Origin of the sequence: Oerskovia sp. USHLN155 (assembly GCF_037145535.1) — a bacterium.
Lineage (GTDB): Bacteria > Actinomycetota > Actinomycetes > Actinomycetales > Cellulomonadaceae > Oerskovia > Oerskovia rustica.
The window spans coordinates 67,138-83,037 of record NZ_JBBCXG010000008.1; the positions used below are offsets into that span (position 1 = coordinate 67,138).

Here is a 15,900-nt window from a genome sequence, read left to right on the forward strand (position 1 = left end):
CCGGCCCGTCCGCGCCGCCGTGCCGTGCCGTGCCGTGGACCTCAGCCCGCGGGCGTGACGACCAGGCTGTCGGTGACCGCGCGGGCCTGCGCCGCGCCCTCGGCGTCGCCGGTCGCATAGGTCTCGGTGACGTAGACGAACGCCGAGCCGGCGGGCGTCGCGACCTCGACGACGGTCTCGACCTGGGTCACGGGGACGTCGTCGACCGTGCGCGTCGCCCCGAGCCGGTAGGCGGGCAGCCCTGCGACCGTCACGGGCCCGGGCTGGGTCGGGTCCAACGTCACGTCGGCGGACGTCTGGAGCGCCTCGGCCGCCTCGGCCGTCCTGTCCTCGAGCGTCGCGGTCCCTGGGTCGCTCGTCGTGACGACGACGTTGGCCGTGAAACCGGGGTCCCCGGACGGGGTCGTCGACCGGACCACCAGGGGAGCGTCCTGGCCGGCGCGGTCCCAGGTGTCGGGGGTGGTCACGGTCGCCGCCACCGCGCTGTCCGGGACCTCGAAGGTCTGGACGGTGGGCGCGGCGGGGGGCGGGCTCGCCGCGCACGCGGTGAGCAGTACGCCGACGGCGGCCACGGCCAGGGCGACGGCGAGCGGGCGGCTCGGGTGGTGCACGGGGTTCCTCTCGGCGGCGGTCGGGCGCCCTGCCGGGGCCCGGTCCCAGCCTGCCACGTCGCGTCCCCGTCGACGTCAGGGCGGGGACACCGGCCCCCACATGCGAAAATACGACATTGAAGGCATGGTGGACAGCGACGACGACGGCGCGTTCCTGCACCGTCGTGCTGCCGGAACGTGGTCATGAGGGAGGTCGACGATGAACCGCATGTCGATCGAGGAACGTCGGGCGCAGATCGTCGACGCAGCGATGTCGATCGCCGTCCGGGACGGCGTCGAGGCCGTGACGGTCCGAGGGGTCGCGGCCGAGGCCGGGATCTCCTTGGGGACGGTGCACTACTGCTTCGAGGACAAGGACGCGATGCTCCGTGCCATGGGGCACAACGTCGCGGTCGTGGCCTCGGACCCGGTGCGCATGGCCATGGACCCCACGAAGGACATCCGCGCGATCGCCCACGCGGCGGCCGACGGGCTGTGGGAGGGACTGACCCCGCGCCGGCACATGCGGCTGCTGACGTTCGAGTTCGCGACCGCGGGGTCGCGCAACCGCGCGCTGCGTCCCGTCGCGAAGGCGCACCTCGAGCAGACGTGGGCCATGACGCAGGGCATCCTCGACCAGCTCGCGGAGATCGCGGGCATCACCTACTCGATGGACACGCCCTTCCTGGCGCGCATCGTCGCGGGCTACATCGACGGGATCGAGATCGCGTGGCTCGTCCAGCAGGACGACGAGGCCGCGATCCGCAGCTTCCACGCGCTCGCGGACTACGTCCTGTCGCTCGTGGTGCACCCGGACGGTGCGGCTCCGGGCGCGGGGCCCGACGAGAGGCCCGACGCCGTCGCTCCTCCCGCGCCGTAGGCGCGCCGTCAGCGGCGCGCACCGCACGCACCCCACGCTCGCACCGCAGGCGGGTCGTCCCCGCGGGGAACGGGGTGTCTCAGCGAGGCCCGAAGACCTGGTCCGTGTAGGGGTTCGCGAAGACGCCGTCGGGATCGGCCTGGGCGCGGACCCGGCGGAAGTCCTCGAAGCGCGGGTAGCGCTCGGCGAGGTCCGCTGCGCCGAGCGTGTGGAGCTTGCCCCAGTGCGGTCGCCCGCCGACGCCTGCGACGATCTTCTCGACGCCCTCGAAGTACCGCTCGTGCGGAAGCCGCAGGTACTGGTGGACCGCGATGTAGGCGCAGTCGCGTCCGTGCGCGGTCGAGAGCCACACGTCGTCGGCGGCCGCGAAGCGGACCTCGACCGGGAAGGGGACGTTCTCGCCCGAGGCGCGGACCCACGAGTCGATCTCCTCGAGCGCGCCCACGAGCTCGGCGCGGGGGACCGCATACTCCATCTCGCGGAAGCGCACGCGGCGCGGCGACACGAACACCTCGTGCGAGGGCGCGACGTACGTGCGCGGGGCGAGCGCGCGGGCAGACAGCGCGTTGATCCGCGGGGTCGCGCGCGGCACCGCGGTCGCGACGCGGTTGACGACCTCGAACAGCCCGTTGGACAGCAGCTCCTCGTCGACCCACGACCGGGCGCGCGTCACGGCGCCGGGCCGCTCGCCGCGGGCCGTGCGCAGGACGGCCGCGGCCTCGTCGTCGGGCGCGAGGCGGTCGTTGCGCTTGGTGAGCGCGCGGCGCGTGTGCGGGAACCAGTAGAACTCGAAGTGGTCGTGCGCGTTCTCGAGGCCCTCGGCGTCCGACCCGCCGCCGCGTCCGCCCGACGCCGTGCTGAGCTCCTCGAGGACCCGGTCGAGCGGCCAGGGCTCCTCCTGGGCACGCAGGTGGAACGCGGGGACCACGTCGAGCGTGACCGCGGCCAGCACGCCCGTGCTGCCGAGTCCCAGGCGGCTCGCCTCGAACAGGTCGGGGTTCTCGTCAGGCGTCGCCTCGGTCACCGAGCCGTCCGTGCCGACCACGCGCACGCCGCGCACCTGCGTCGCGAGCCCGCCGAGCGAGGCGCCCGTGCCGTGCGTGCCGGTCGAGATCGCGCCCGCGACCGACTGCCGGTCGATGTCCCCGAGGTTGCGCATCGCGAGGCCTGCGGACGCGAGCACCGCGTTGAGGCGGTGCAGACGGATACCGGCCCCCACGGTCACGCGCGCGCCGGTCTCGGTGCGGGTCACGTCCTCGACGGCCCCGAGCGCGTCGAGGCTCACGAGCACGCCGTCGGTCACGGCGGCGCCCGTGAACGAGTGCCCCGCGCCGACGGCCCGCACGCGCAGGCCGTCGGCGGCGGCTCGTCGCACGACCTGGGAGAGCTCGTCGGTGTCGCGCGGGGCGACGCGGCGCAGGGGAACGGCGGTCTGGTTTCGCGCCCAGTTCGTCCATGAACCGGGAGCCTGCTGGCTCGTCACACCACGCACTGTCTCACGAGGGGTAGGTTTCTTTCCATGACGACGACGCCCGTGCAGCGCAGCGCGCAGGAACCGTCCACCCCGTCCTGGTCCCGAGGACGGCTGAGCCCCGGAGGGCAGGGAGCGCACGACGCGTCGGCCGCGGCCGAGGCCCGCACCCTCGGCGACCGCCTGTCGGCCGCGACCGAGCGCGTCCCGGGCCCCGTCGCGGTCGTCGACCTCGACGTGTTCGACGCCAACGCGCGCGAGCTCCTGGCCCGTGCAGGCGGCGTGCCCGTGCGGCTCGCGTCCAAGTCGGTGCGCGTGCGCCCGCTCGTCCGGCGCGCGGGCGAGCTGGGCTTCGCGGGGATCATGGCGTACTCGCTCGCGGAGGCCCTGTGGCTCGTCGAGGAGGGCGCGCGCGACGTCCTGGTCGCCTACCCGACGGTCGACCGACGGGCGCTCGCGGAGCTCGCCGCGGACCCGGCGGCACGCCGCGAGATCACCCTCATGGTCGACGACGTCGCGCAGGTCGCGCTCGTCGCCGCCGCGCTCGCGGGCCAGCACCCGGGCGAGGACGGCGGCGGGGCACCGGACGGTCCGCCCGTCCTGCTCTGCCTCGACGTCGACGCGTCGCTGCGCCTGGGCCTCGGCCCGTTCACGGTCCACCTCGGGACCCGTCGCTCGCCCGTCCACACGGCTGCCGAGGCGCGGGCCCTCGCACGGACCATCGCGGACACCCCGGGCCTGCGCGTGCGTGGCCTGATGTTCTACGAGGCGCAGGTCGCGGGCCTGCCCGACACGAGCCCCGCCGTGCGGCTCGTCAAGAAGGCCTCGGTCGCGGACCTGGCCACGCGCCGGGGCGAGGTGCTCGCCGCAGTGAGCGACGTCGTCGGGCACGACCTGGAGCTCGTGAACTCCGGCGGGACCGGGTCGCTCGAGACCTCCGCCTCGGACCCTGTCGTGACCGAGGTGACGTCGGGCTCGGGGCTCTACGTGCCCGGGCTGTTCGACGGCTACCGGTCGTTCGACCCGCACCCGTCCGCGTTCTTCGGCCTCGACGTCGTCCGCGTCCCGGCGCCCGGCTACGCGACCGCGTTCGCCGGCGGCTACGTGGCCTCGGGACCCGCCGGGGCGATGCGCGTGCCACGCGTCGTCGAGCCGGGCTGGCGGCTCACGTCCTCGGAGGGCGTGGGCGAGGTCCAGACGCCGCTGCGCGCCGCCCGCGGGGCCGAGCGACGCCTCGCCGTGGGCGACCGCGTCTGGTTCCGGCACGCCAAGGCCGGCGAGCTCATGGAGCGCTTCGACCGCGTGCACCTCGTGCGCGGCGACCAGGTCGTCGAGGAGGTCCCCACCTACCGGGGCGAGGGGAAGAACTTCGGCTAACGGCGCCGTCGGGCACGCCGCGTGTCCAGGTGCTGAGAAGTCCGGCCATCCGGGAATAGGCGGACGACCCGCGCGATTGAGCACGACATGACGAGCCTCCCCGACGCCGCCAAGGCCCTCCTCGACGCCCCCGAGTTCGCGACCGTGGCCACGATCGAGGCCGACGGCAGCCCCCAGACCTCGGTCGTGTGGGTCGCGCGCGACGGCGACGACGTCCTCTTCTCGACCATCCACGGCCGCCGCAAGACCGACAACCTGCAGCGCGACCCGCGCCTGAGCGTGCTCGTCTACCCGCGCGACGCGCCCTACCAGTACCTCGAGGTCCGCGGCGAGGCCCTGATCGAGGAGGACCCGTCCGCCTCGCTCATCCACGCGCTCGCCCAGAAGTACACGGGCGACGAGCGCTACACGGGCGACGACGGCACCGACAACCGCCGCGTCGTCGTGCGCGTGAAGCCGACCAGGATCCACTGGCGGGACTGACCGCCCGCACCGACGCCGCCCGCCCTGCGCGGGTGACGACGCGCACCGGGACGCCGCCCCGGGAGGGCGGGTTCTGCCGGGAGGGGTGCACCCCGGTAACCTTTGGTCGTGAGCCTTCGACTGTTCGACACCGCGACGCGGGACGTGCGCGCCTTCATCCCCCAGACCCAGGGTGAGGTCGGCATCTACCTGTGTGGTGCGACGGTCCAGTCGGCGCCGCACATCGGGCACATGCGCTCGGCCGTCGCGTTCGACGTGCTCGTGCGCTGGCTGCGTCGCACGGGCTCGCGCGTGACCCTCATCCGCAACGTCACGGACATCGACGACAAGATCCTCGCCAAGTCCGCCGATGCGGGCGAGCCCTGGTGGGCCTGGGCCGCGATCTACGAGCGCGAGTTCACCGCGGCCTACGACGCCCTGGGCGTCGCACCGCCCACCTACGAGCCCCGCGCCACCGGGCACGTCACCGACATGGTCGAGCTCATGCAGCGGCTCGTCGACTCGGGCCACGCGTACACGACCGGACCCGGCGACGTGTGGTTCGACGTGCGCTCGTGGGCCGACTACGGCTCGCTCACCAACCAGCGGCTCGAGGACCTCTCGCCCGCGCCCGCGGACTCGGCCGAGGAGTCCCTCAAGCGCGACCCCCGCGACTTCGCGCTGTGGAAGGCCCCCAAGCCCGGCGAGCCCGCCACGGCGTCCTGGGACACCCCGTTCGGGCGTGGACGACCCGGCTGGCACCTCGAGTGCTCGGCCATGGCCCACCGCTACCTCGGCGGCACGTTCGACATCCACGGCGGAGGCCTCGACCTGCGCTTCCCGCACCACGAGAACGAGCAGGCGCAGTCCCGCGCCGCCGGCGACGGGTTCGCCCAGTACTGGCTCCACTCCGCGTGGGTCACGCAGGGCGGCGCCAAGATGAGCAAGTCCCTCGGCAACGGGCTCCTCGTCCGCGAGGTCCTGCGCACCACGAGCCCGGCCGTCCTGCGCTACGCGCTCGCGGCCGTCCAGTACCGCTCGATGCTCGAGTGGACGCAGGACACCGTGAGCGAGGCCGAGGCCACGTGGGAGCGGCTCAGCGGGTTCGTGCAGCGTGCAGGCGAGCGCGTCGGGACGATCGACCTCGACGACGTGCGCCAGGCCGAGCTCCCGGCGGCCTTCGTGGCCGCCATGGACGACGACCTCAACGTGCCCGCCGCGCTCGCGGTCGTGCACGAGCACCTGCGCGCCGGGAACTCGGCCCTCGCCGACCGCTCCCCGGCCGCGGACGCCGTCGCCCGGCACCACCTCGTCGCCCTCCGGGCGATGCTCGACGTCCTGGGGCTCGACCCCGCGGGCGAGCAGTGGGCCGACGCCGGGGACACCCGGTACCGTCAGGCGCTCGACGCGGTCGTCACGGCCGAGCTCGACGCCCGCGCGCAGGCACGGGCGGCGCGCGACTTCGCCACCTCCGACGCGATCCGGGACCGCCTCGCGGTCGCCGGGGTCGTCGTCGAGGACTCCAGCGACGGGGCCCGCTGGTCCCTCGCTGCACGCCAGGGCACCTGACCCGGAACCCTGGACGGCAGGACGGGCCCACCCGGGCCCAGGGTCCGCCACCACAACTTCACTCGCACACATCGACCGACGGGGCAGACCCATGGCTGGAAACTCACAACGACGCGGCGCGACCCGCAGCAGCAACAAGAAGGGCGCCGTCGCCGGCACGGGCGGCAAGAACCGCCGCGCTCTCGAGGGCCGCGGCCCGACGCCCAAGGCCGAGGACCGCACCTACCACAAGGCCCACAAGGCGAAGGCCGCCGCCGAGCGCCGCGACGCCACCTCGACCGGCCCGCGTGCGCACGACGCCAAGAGCGCCGCGCGCGGCGGACGCCCCAGCGGGCGCACGCCGTCGCGCACCACGCGTTCGAGCAGCGCGAACGAGGTCGTCAACGGCCGCAACGCCGTGCTCGAGGCCCTGCGCGCCTACATCCCGGTGTCCGCGGTGTACATCGCGACGCGCCTCGAGGCCGACGACCGCACCAAGGAGATCCTGAACATCGCCTCCGGGCGCGGGTACAACCTCCTCGAGGTCACCAAGGCCGAGCTCGACCGCATGACCGACGGCTCGGTCCACCAGGGCGTCGCGATCCAGGTCCCGCCCTACGACTACGCCGACCCCGAGGACCTGCTCGACCGCGCGCACGAGGCTGGCGAGCCCCCGCTCATCGTGGCCCTCGACGGCGTGACCGACCCGCGCAACCTCGGCGCCGTGCTGCGCTCCGCGGGCGCGTTCGGGGCGCACGGCGTCCTCGTGCCCGAGCGTCGCGCGGCCGGCGTCACGGCGTCCGCGTGGAAGGTCTCCGCAGGTGCCGCCGCACGCGTGCCCGTGGCCCGCGCGACCAACCTCGTGCGCACGCTCACCGAGTACAAGGCGGCGGGCTGCTTCATCGTCGGGCTCGACGGCGGCGGCCCGGTCGCCGTGGGCGAGCTCGCGTTCGGCAAGGACCCGCTCGTGCTCGTCGTCGGCTCCGAGGGCAAGGGCCTCTCGCGCCTCGTCCGCGAGACGTGCGACGTCGTCGCCTCGATCCCGATCCTCTCGGACGTCGAGTCGCTCAACGCCGGCGTCGCCGCCGGGATCTCGCTGTACGAGGTCGCGCGCCTGCGCTCCGCCGAGGACTGAGTACCCGCCTCGTCGGGACGCCCCGTCGCACCACCTTCCCGGTGGCGCGGCGGGGCGTCCTGCGTCGTCGGGGGCCCCGGACGCTGCGGTGCGCCTCTGACGACGCAGGACGCCGGGCGCTGGACCCTGGGCGCAGGGGGCCGGGAGACTACTCCTGCCGGTCGACCTCGCCCGGGGCGAGGCCCAGGATGGCCTTCTCGTCGGGGCGGTGCCGCAGGACGTTCTCGACGTAGGAGGCCGTGGCCTCGGGCATGGGGATGTCGCGCCCGGCCTTCTCCGAGATGAACCAGCGGTGGTCGAGGATCTCGTGGAAGAGCTGGGCCGGCTGCAGCTTGCGCCGCAGGTCGCGCGGCACGGCCTGGATGGTCGGCTCGAAGACCCCGCTGAGCCAGTCGTGCGCGACGAACTCCTCGTCGTCGTTCTGGCGCTCTGCGGCGGCCCGGTACGAGTCGAGGTCGTTCAGGAGGCGGCGTGCCTGGTTCTCCTGGACGTCGAGGCCCGTGAGGCGCAGGAGACGGCGCGCGTGGTGGCCCGCGTCGACGACCTTGGGCTGGATCTGGACGGTCGTGCCGTCGATGTCGGTCGTGATGGCGAGCTCGCCGACGTCGAAGCCCAGGTTGTTGAGCCGTTCGATGCGCGCGGCGACGCGCCAGCGCTCGTCCGAGGCGAAGGTCTCGGCGTTCGTCAGGGCGTCCCAGAGCTCGTTGTAGCGCGCGACGAGCGCGTCGCCCACCAGGATCTCGTCGATGTCCTCGTCGAGGAGCTCGCCCGCCGACAGGTCCATGAGCTCGCCGATGATGTTGGTCCGGGCGAGGTCCACGTCGTAGCTGCGCTGGCCGGGGCTCAGCTCGCGGTGCAGGTCGCCGGTCTCGGCGTCCACGAGGTACGCGGCGAAGGTCTCGGCGTCGCGGCGGAAGAGCGTGTTGGACAGCGACACGTCGCCCCAGTAGAAGCCGATGAGGTGCAGGCGCACGAGCAGCACGGCGAGAGCGTCGATGAGGCGGGTCGCGGTGTCCGGCTGGAGGGCCTGGCTGAAGAGCGCTCGGTAGGGGAGCGAGAACTGCAGGTGCTCGGTGATGAGCACGGCCTCGAGCCGTTCGCCGTTCGCGTCGCTGCGGCCCGTGATGACGCCCACGGGCACGACGCTGGGGACGTCGAGGCGGCTGAGCTGGCGCAGCAGCTCGTACTCGCGGTACGCGACGGACTCCCCGATCTCCTTGATCGCGATGACCCGGCCCGAGAGGCGCACGAAGCGCACGATGTGGCGCGAGATACCGCGGGGCAGGGCGGCCAGGACGCTGTCCGGCCACTCCTCCAGGGGGATGTCCCAGGGGAGGTCGAGCAGTGCTGGGTCGGGGGCTGACGCGGTGATCTGCAGGTTCTGCACCATGACAGGTCCTTTCTCCGCGGTGGCCGGTCGCATGCGGGGGGTCGGTGGTGCGGACGATCCGCACCACCGGGAAGGATATGCGAAAGGGGCGGACCCGGCTGTCGCCGAGCCCGCCCCCGTGTCGCTGTGGGTCAGCTGAGGCGCAGGCCCGTCGCGGTCGAGAAGATGTGCGTGTTGCCCGGGCGGATCGCCACGTAGATGCGCTCGCCCTTGGCGGGCACGTTGCGCGGGTCGACGCGGACGATGATCTGGTTGTCGCCGGCACCCGAGTGGATGTCCGCGTTGGTCGCCAGGTCGCCCTTGAGGGTGCCGTAGACGAACGCGTCGGAGCCGAGCTCCTCGACGATGTTGACCTCGACCGGGAAGGCGCTCTCGTTGGCCTGCGAGGTGACCTCGAGGGCCTCGGGGCGGAAGCCGAGCGTGATCTTGCCCTTGTCGGCGTCGGTGATCTTGGCGGCGACCTCGCGCTCGAGCGGGATGCGGGCCGGGCCGACCTCGGCCAGGCCGTTGTTCACCGTGAACGTGCCGAGGTTCATCGCGGGCGAGCCGATGAAGCCGGCCACGAAGACGTTGGCCGGGGTGTCGTACATGTCGCGCGGCGTGCCGACCTGCTGCAGGAGGCCGTCCTTGAGGACCGCGATGCGGTCACCCATGGTGAGGGCCTCGGTCTGGTCGTGCGTGACGTAGACGGTCGTGACGCCGAGACGACGCTGGAGCGACGCGATCTGCGTACGGGTCTGGACACGGAGCTTGGCGTCGAGGTTCGACAGCGGCTCGTCCATGAGGAACACCTGGGGCTGACGCACGATCGCGCGGCCCATGGCGACTCGCTGACGCTGACCACCGGAGAGCGCCTTGGGCTTGCGGTCCAGGTACTCGGTGAGGTCGAGGATCTTCGCGGCCTCCTCGACGCGCTGGCGGATGTCCGCCTTGGGGGTGCCGGCGATCTTCAGCGCGAAGCCCATGTTGTCCGCGACGGACATGTGGGGGTACAGCGCGTAGTTCTGGAACACCATCGCGATGTCGCGGTCCTTGGGCTGCACGTCGGTGACGTCGCGGTCACCGATGAAGATGTGCCCGCCGTTGACGTCCTCGAGGCCCGCGAGCATGCGGAGCGACGTCGACTTGCCACAACCCGAGGGGCCGACGAGGACGAGGAACTCGCCGTCCTCGATGTGCAGGTTGAGCTGGTCCACCGCAGGGCGCTCGGTCCCCGGGTAGAGCCGCGTTGCGTGGTCGAAAGTGACCGTAGCCATGATGGGTACATCCCTCCACCGGCAGGTACGTGCCGGACGATCCGTTGTGTAGTGACGTGCCGCGCTTTCACGTGGTGCGTGTCTGCTGTGACACAGAAGAAGTCGAACCTCCAGGGCTTCCGGTCACCCGGGGACCCGGTGGTCCGACGTCATCGTTGCTCGGCATCCTACCCCCGGTTCCTGAGTTCTCCGTCACACCCGGGTCACGTCCAGGTCACGGTCGCAGGTCTCACACGTCCAGCAGGTCGGCGAGCGTGGTCAGGGCCGCCGCGGCCTCGGCGGGGTCGGCGACGCGGTACGTCGCGAGGGTCTCGCCGTCGCCCACCTTGATGCCCACGTCGGCCGGGCCGAGCACCGCGAAGGCCCGCTCGTCGGTCACGTCGTCGCCCAGGTAGAGCACGGCGGGGGAGCCGAGCCGCTCGCGCAGCGCGTCGAGCGCGATGCCCTTGGACGTCCTGGTGACCGCGACCTCGACGACGTTCTTGCCGACCATGACGTGCGCCCCGAGCCGTTCCCCGAGCTCGGCCGCCGCGGTCGACGCGGTGCGCGCCGGGTCGGCGGGGGACAGGCGGGTGTGGAGCACGGCGGCCGAGGGCTTGTGCTCGACCCAGGCGCCCTCGAGCGGTGCCGCGATCTCCTCGAGGCCCGCGGCGACGTCGGCGAGGAGGTCGTGCTGCGCCTCGTCGAGGGCGACGGGGACGAGGCGGACGCGGGCCGCCGTGCCGTCGGCGCGTACGGAGCGCTCGTCGTCGGCGCCGTCACGGAGCGGTGCGAGCACCTCGCCCGTCTCCGCCCCGTGGCTGCCGACGAGCAGCGCGCCGGGCGGCGGCGAGGCGAGGTGGGCGAGGTCCTCGATCCGGCGCCCCGACACGAGCGCGACGCGCACCCGGTCCGGTCCGCACGCCGCGAGGCGCGCGAGGGCGGCGGCGGCGGCCGGGGTGGGGCGCGACGCGAGCGGGTCGTCCCCGAGCGGGGCGAGGACCCCGTCGAAGTCGCTCGCGACCAGGACGGGGCCGGTCCCTGCGTCCTGGTGGGGCGTCCCGGCGGCCGCCGCGAAGGCCGCGAGGGCCACGCCGAGGTCGGCGGGCCCGCCGACCTCGGGCTGAGCGGTTCCCGACGACGTCACGCGCCTTCCCCCTCGGCGGGCGCCTCGTCCGTGGGGCGGGACGGGGCGTGGGTGCGGGGCGTGTCGCGGGAGGGCATGGCCTGGAGCACGCCGAGGAACGACTCGGACCACTTCGAGACGTCGTCGGCCAGGACGCGGCGGCGCAGGCGACGCATGCGCTTGCGCTGCTCGCGCACGTCCATGTTCGCGGCCGCGACGATGATGTCCTTCATGCCGTCGATGTCGTGGGGGTTGACGAGCAGGGCGCCGCCCGCGAGCTCGTCGGCGGCCCCCGTGAACTCCGAGAGGACGAGGACACCACGGTCGTCGGAGCGGGCCGCGATGTATTCCTTGGCGACGAGGTTCATGCCGTCGCGCAGCGACGTGACGAGCATGACGTCCGCCGCGAGGTACAGCGCGGCCATCTCCTCGGGCGGGTACGAGTGGTGCAGGTAGTGGATCGCGGCGTGGCCGATCTCGGCGTACTCGCCGTTGATGCGCCCCACCAGGCCCTCGACCTGCTCGCGCAGCTCCTGGTAGGCACCGACGTTCTCGCGGCTCGGGCTCGCGACCTGGACGAGCGTGACGTGCTCGACGTCGATGCGGCCGTCCTGCAGGATCTCGCCGTAGGCCTTGATGCGGTGGCGGATCCCCTTGGTGTAGTCGAGGCGGTCGACGCCCAGCATCATGCACTCGGGGTCGCCCAGGTCGGCGCGGATCTCGCGCGAGCGGGCCTGGACCTCGGGGGTCCGGGCGAGCTCGTCGAAGGTCCGGGAGTCGATCGAGATGGGGAAGGCCGCGGCGCGGACGTTGCGCGACGGGCGGTCCTCGGCGCCGGGCACGGTCACGATGGGCCCCCGGGTCGTGTAGCCCGTGAGGCGGCGCACGGCACGGATGAAGTTCGACGCGTCGCCCGCGCGCTGGAACCCGATGAGGTCGGCGCCCAGGAGCCCGTCGATCACCTGGCGTCGCCACGGGAGCTGCTGGAAGAGCTCGAGCGGCGGGAAGGGGATGTGGTTGAAGAACCCGATGCGCAGGTCGGGGCGCTGCTCGCGCAGCATGCGGGGCACGAGCTGGAGCTGGTAGTCGTGGACCCAGACGGTCGCGCCCTGCTCGGCCTGTGCGGCGGCGGCGTCGGCGAAGCGCTGGTTGACGCGGCGGTACGCGTCCCACCACTGCCGGTGGAACGCGGGGGGAGCGATGACGTCGTGGTAGAGCGGCCAGAGCGTGTCGTTGGAGAAGCCCTCGTAGTAGCGCTCGATCTCGGTCGCGGACAGCGTCACGGGCACCAGGCGCATGTCGTCGGCGTCGAAGGGGTCGACCTCGAGGTCAGGGGCGCCGGACCAGCCGACCCAGGCGCCGTCGGACTTCTGCATGACGGGTTCGAGCGCGGTGACGAGCCCCCCGGGGGAGCGCTTCCAGTCGACGTGGCCCTCGTCGTCGACCGTGAAGTCGACGGGAAGCCGGTTGGACACCACGACGAGGTCGTAGCCGTCTTTGCCAGTCAATGGAGATCTCCTTGGTATTCGGTTGAACTTTGGTGAAACTCCACCCAGGTTATCGGTGTCGCGTCCTGCTTGCTCCCGGGAGCGCAGGGCAGCGCCCCGAATTGTCGATACCTTGACACCATGGAGGAGGCCAGCAGCAGACCAGCCGACCCGGCGCGGAGCAACGGTGCCGCGCGACGCGGAGGCCTGCCCACGGGCAGCGAGGTCGGCGGCTACCGCATCCTCGCCCGCCTCGGCGCCGGTGCCATGGGAGCGGTCTACGAGGCCGAGGACGGCGGCGGCAACCTCGTCGCGATCAAGTTCCTGCACGCACACCTCGACGTCGACGCGCAGGGGCGCGAGCGCCTGCGCCGCGAGGCCGTCGCCCTCCAACGCCTGCGGCACCCCGCGGTCGCGCAGATCCTCGACGTCGAGCTCGACGGCTCCGAGGCCTTCATCGTGACCGAGCTCGTCGACGGCCCCAACCTCGAGGAGGAGGTCGCGACGGGCGGCCCGCTCGACGCGCGCGACCTCTTCGAGCTCGCGGACCAGCTCGCCGAGGCGCTCGAGGCGGTCCACGCGGCCGGGGTCGTGCACCGCGACCTCAAGCCCAGCAACGTCCTGGTGACCCAGAACGGCCCGGTCCTCATCGACTTCGGCATCGCGCACGGGCTCGACGAGGCTCGCGCGACCTCGACCGGCCTCGTCATGGGGACACCGGGCTACCTGGCCCCCGAGCTGCTCGAGGGCGCGGCGCCGAGCGCCAACAGCGACTGGTGGGGCTGGGCGGCGCTGCTCGCGTTCTCCGCGACCGGGCGACCACCCTTCGGCATGCGACCGGTCGAGGCGGTGCTCGCGCGCGCCCGGTCCGGCGAGGCGGACCTCGACGGCCTGGGACCGCGGACGGCCGCGGCGCTCGCGGCGGCGCTGCGGGCGGACCCGGCGACCCGGCTCGGCCCGTCGGAGGTCGCCGCGGTCCTGCACCGCGCGGCACAGGAGGCAGACGGCCCGACGGCGTCGCCCGCCACGGGCGCGACGGAGGTCGTCCCGCAGCACTTCGGCGGAGGCGGGAAGGCCGGTGGGGGCGGCGCGCTCGGTGGCGCAGCGCTCGCCGGTACCGCCGCCGTGGCAGCCGTCGGGGGCACGCTCGCAGCGGCCGGACGAGCGGGCGCCGTGGGGGCCGCGGCGCCCGCTGCCGCGAACGGGGCCGGTGGCGCGGCGGCCGTGACCACGGTCATGGGACCGGCGGGCGCGGGTGCGGGTGCGGCCACGGCGGCAGGTGCCGGTGCGTCCGGTGCCGCGGCGACCGTCGTCCTGCCCGCCTCGGCCGGGGACGTCCTGCCGACGAGCGTCGTCCCGACCGTGCGCTCGGCCGTGCCCTTGCCGCGGCCGACCCCGCCCGCGCCGTCGATCCCGCCGCTCGCCGCGACCCAGATCATCGCGAACGACGGCCGGACCGTCGCGGTGCCCACCGTGCCACCGGCGCCGCCCGTCACACCCGCCGCGCCGGGATCGACGGCCCCGCCGCTCTCGGTGCCTCCTGCGTCCCTCGTCGGCCCGGCGTCCGGGCGGCCGACCGCGGTGCAGCCGACCGCCATGCACCCGACCGCCGTGCAGCCCGCCGTCCAGCAGCCCACCCTGCGTCAGCCCCCGGTCCCCTCGGCGCCGCCCGGGGCGTACCCGCCCGCCCAGGGGCCGTACCCCCCGCCTTCCCAGAACCCGTACGCGCCGCAGCCCGCCCCGCCCGCCGACGCTCCGGCGTCGGGCAGGCGGAAGGGGCGCGGCGCGCAGGTGGCCGAGCCCGAGGGCGGCGACCCGCTCGACGCGTTCGGCCGCCCCCTCGGCGTGGTGTCCGCGCCGGGCTACGCCCGGCCCGCCCACCGACGGCGGGCCGGGACCGTGGCGGCCCTCGGGCTGCCGCTCGTGCTGCTCGCCGGGACCTACCCGGGCGTCGCGTTCGTGCTGCTCGCCGCGGTCGTGGTCGTGCTGCGCGTCGTCGGGGTGGGGGCGGACTCGTTCCACGGCCGTCGCGAGCGCAGGGGCGTGCAGCGCAGCGACGGCGTGCGCTCGGTGGTCGCCGTGCCCTGGTACGCGCTGCGTGCCGTCGTGGGCGCGGTGCCCTCGCTGCTCGTCGCGCTGTGCGGGGGAGTGCTGCTCGTCGTGGGCTCGTGGTGGCTGCTCGCGCCGGGGATGCTCGTCCTCGCCCCGCAGCAGAACGTCGAGGCGCGGTCGGTCGGCGGCGCCAACGAACCCTGGGTGTTCACCGTCGTGCTGTGCGTCGCGATGGCGGTCACGGTGCTCCTCGCCTGGTTCGGACCGCTGTCCGGGCTCACCCGGTACGGCGCGCGCACCACGCTCGCGCACGTGGCCCCCGGCCGCGTCGGGGCGATCTTCCTGGTGCTCGCCGGGCTCGTGCTCACCGCGATGGTGCTCTTCTCCCTCGGCGACGGCACGCCGATCGACTGGGCGCCCTTCCCCGGTCCGCCGCCGAGCCTGTGAGCCCACGTGCCTCACCGGAAACTCTCAGACAGCGCGGGTACCCTGACCCCGTGACCAGGACGTCCGTCCCGGGAGCGCCGACCGGCGCGACCCCCGGGGAAGCACCGAGCGAGACCGCGACCGCGGCTCGCTCGCGCGTGCGCGCGGACGGCCCCGAGCGCCTGCTGACGCGGTCGCTGACCGCCGCGACCTCGCTCGTCGTCGCCGGTTTCCTCCTGGTCGTCGGGACCCTGACGCTCCTCGCCGACCGCGGATTCAGCCTCGTCCACCAGTGCGTGCCCGCTCCGGGCGGCTGGGGAGTCGCGGGCGTGCACCTGGCTCTCCTGCGGGAGACCGCCGACTGCCCCGCCGGCACCGCCGCGCTCGGGGGAGACCCCGCCCGCGTCGTCACCGTCGTCGGCGTGCTCGCACTGCCCGTGCTGCTCGCCCACCTCGCGCTGCTCCTCGCCGGGTGCGGGCTGGCCGCCGGGGCCCTGCGCGTCCGTGACCGCCTCACCGCCGTTCTGAGCCCGCGCCGCGCGGTCGCCCTGCTGCGGGCGCCGCTCGCACCCGTCGCGCTCTCGTGCCGGCAGGTCGTGCGGTCCGCGACCAAGGTGCTGCACCACCTCGCGCTGGCCGCGGTGCGCTCCCTGCGCGGGCCACCTGTGCTCGCGGCCGCCTGACGACTCGATCCCGACTCGTCGCCGTCACGCGCCCGGTG

13 protein-coding genes are annotated in these 15,900 nt (G+C 74.0%); 7 read left to right on the forward strand and 6 right to left on the reverse strand.

Annotated features, from left to right (window positions below):
* Positions 1 to 41 precede the first annotated feature (41 nt).
* A complete protein-coding gene (locus tag WFH32_RS12810) occupies positions 42 to 611 on the reverse strand; it encodes a hypothetical protein (RefSeq protein ID WP_336707737.1) in 570 nt (189 codons plus the stop codon).
* Positions 612 to 810: 199 nt separating this feature from the next.
* On the opposite strand from WFH32_RS12810, the gene WFH32_RS12815 reads away from it, so the two are divergent.
* The gene (locus WFH32_RS12815) at positions 811 to 1,470 is read left to right on the forward strand and encodes a TetR/AcrR family transcriptional regulator (protein ID WP_191796609.1); all 660 of its coding nucleotides are present in this window, start codon (positions 811 to 813) and stop codon (positions 1,468 to 1,470) included.
* A 79-nt stretch (positions 1,471 to 1,549) separates the two neighbouring features.
* Here the strand turns inward: WFH32_RS12815 and WFH32_RS12820 are convergent, their stop codons facing one another.
* Positions 1,550 to 2,953 carry a D-arabinono-1,4-lactone oxidase gene (locus WFH32_RS12820; protein ID WP_336707738.1) on the reverse strand — a complete coding sequence of 468 codons (1,404 nt, stop codon included), beginning with the start codon at positions 2,951 to 2,953 and terminating at the stop codon, positions 1,550 to 1,552.
* Between the two features lie 36 nt (positions 2,954 to 2,989).
* On the opposite strand from WFH32_RS12820, the gene WFH32_RS12825 reads away from it, so the two are divergent.
* From WFH32_RS12825 to rlmB, 4 genes are all read left to right on the forward strand, one after another.
* Positions 2,990 to 4,318, forward strand: coding sequence for an alanine racemase (locus WFH32_RS12825; protein ID WP_336707740.1), 1,329 nt, complete (start codon positions 2,990 to 2,992; stop codon positions 4,316 to 4,318).
* Between the two features lie 87 nt (positions 4,319 to 4,405).
* Positions 4,406 to 4,801, forward strand: a complete 396-nt coding sequence (locus WFH32_RS12830) for a PPOX class F420-dependent oxidoreductase (protein WP_191796606.1) — start codon at positions 4,406 to 4,408, stop codon at positions 4,799 to 4,801.
* 108 nt (positions 4,802 to 4,909) lie between these two features.
* Positions 4,910 to 6,349: a cysteine--tRNA ligase gene (cysS, locus tag WFH32_RS12835; RefSeq protein ID WP_191796605.1), complete on the forward strand. Its 1,440-nt coding sequence runs from the start codon at positions 4,910 to 4,912 to the stop codon at positions 6,347 to 6,349.
* Between the two features lie 91 nt (positions 6,350 to 6,440).
* The gene (gene rlmB, locus WFH32_RS12840) at positions 6,441 to 7,463 is read left to right on the forward strand and encodes a 23S rRNA (guanosine(2251)-2'-O)-methyltransferase RlmB (RefSeq protein WP_191796604.1); all 1,023 of its coding nucleotides are present in this window, start codon (positions 6,441 to 6,443) and stop codon (positions 7,461 to 7,463) included.
* A gap of 148 nt (positions 7,464 to 7,611) precedes the next feature.
* Here the strand turns inward: rlmB and WFH32_RS12845 are convergent, their stop codons facing one another.
* The 4 genes from WFH32_RS12845 to otsA all read right to left on the reverse strand — a co-directional run bounded on the left by WFH32_RS12845 (position 7,612) and on the right by otsA (position 12,722).
* A complete protein-coding gene (locus WFH32_RS12845) occupies positions 7,612 to 8,853 on the reverse strand; it encodes a DUF4032 domain-containing protein (RefSeq protein ID WP_138822871.1) in 1,242 nt (413 codons plus the stop codon).
* 131 nt (positions 8,854 to 8,984) lie between these two features.
* Positions 8,985 to 10,109, reverse strand: a complete 1,125-nt coding sequence (locus WFH32_RS12850; RefSeq protein WP_191796603.1) for an ABC transporter ATP-binding protein — start codon at positions 10,107 to 10,109, stop codon at positions 8,985 to 8,987.
* Between the two features lie 229 nt (positions 10,110 to 10,338).
* Positions 10,339 to 11,235 carry a trehalose-phosphatase gene (locus WFH32_RS12855; protein ID WP_336707742.1) on the reverse strand — a complete coding sequence of 299 codons (897 nt, stop codon included), beginning with the start codon at positions 11,233 to 11,235 and terminating at the stop codon, positions 10,339 to 10,341.
* On the reverse strand, positions 11,232 to 12,722 hold the full coding sequence (gene otsA / locus WFH32_RS12860) for an alpha,alpha-trehalose-phosphate synthase (UDP-forming) (protein ID WP_225228197.1): 1,491 nt from the start codon (positions 12,720 to 12,722) through the stop codon (positions 11,232 to 11,234). The genes WFH32_RS12855 and otsA overlap by 4 nt, the downstream gene beginning before the upstream one ends.
* Positions 12,723 to 12,842: 120 nt before the next feature.
* On the opposite strand from otsA, the gene WFH32_RS12865 reads away from it, so the two are divergent.
* Together WFH32_RS12865 and WFH32_RS12870 are read left to right on the forward strand one after the other, a co-directional pair.
* A complete protein-coding gene (locus WFH32_RS12865; protein ID WP_336707744.1) occupies positions 12,843 to 15,200 on the forward strand; it encodes a serine/threonine-protein kinase in 2,358 nt (785 codons plus the stop codon).
* A gap of 50 nt (positions 15,201 to 15,250) precedes the next feature.
* Positions 15,251 to 15,862, forward strand: coding sequence for a hypothetical protein (locus tag WFH32_RS12870; protein ID WP_191796602.1), 612 nt, complete (start codon positions 15,251 to 15,253; stop codon positions 15,860 to 15,862).
* Positions 15,863 to 15,900 lie beyond the last annotated feature (38 nt).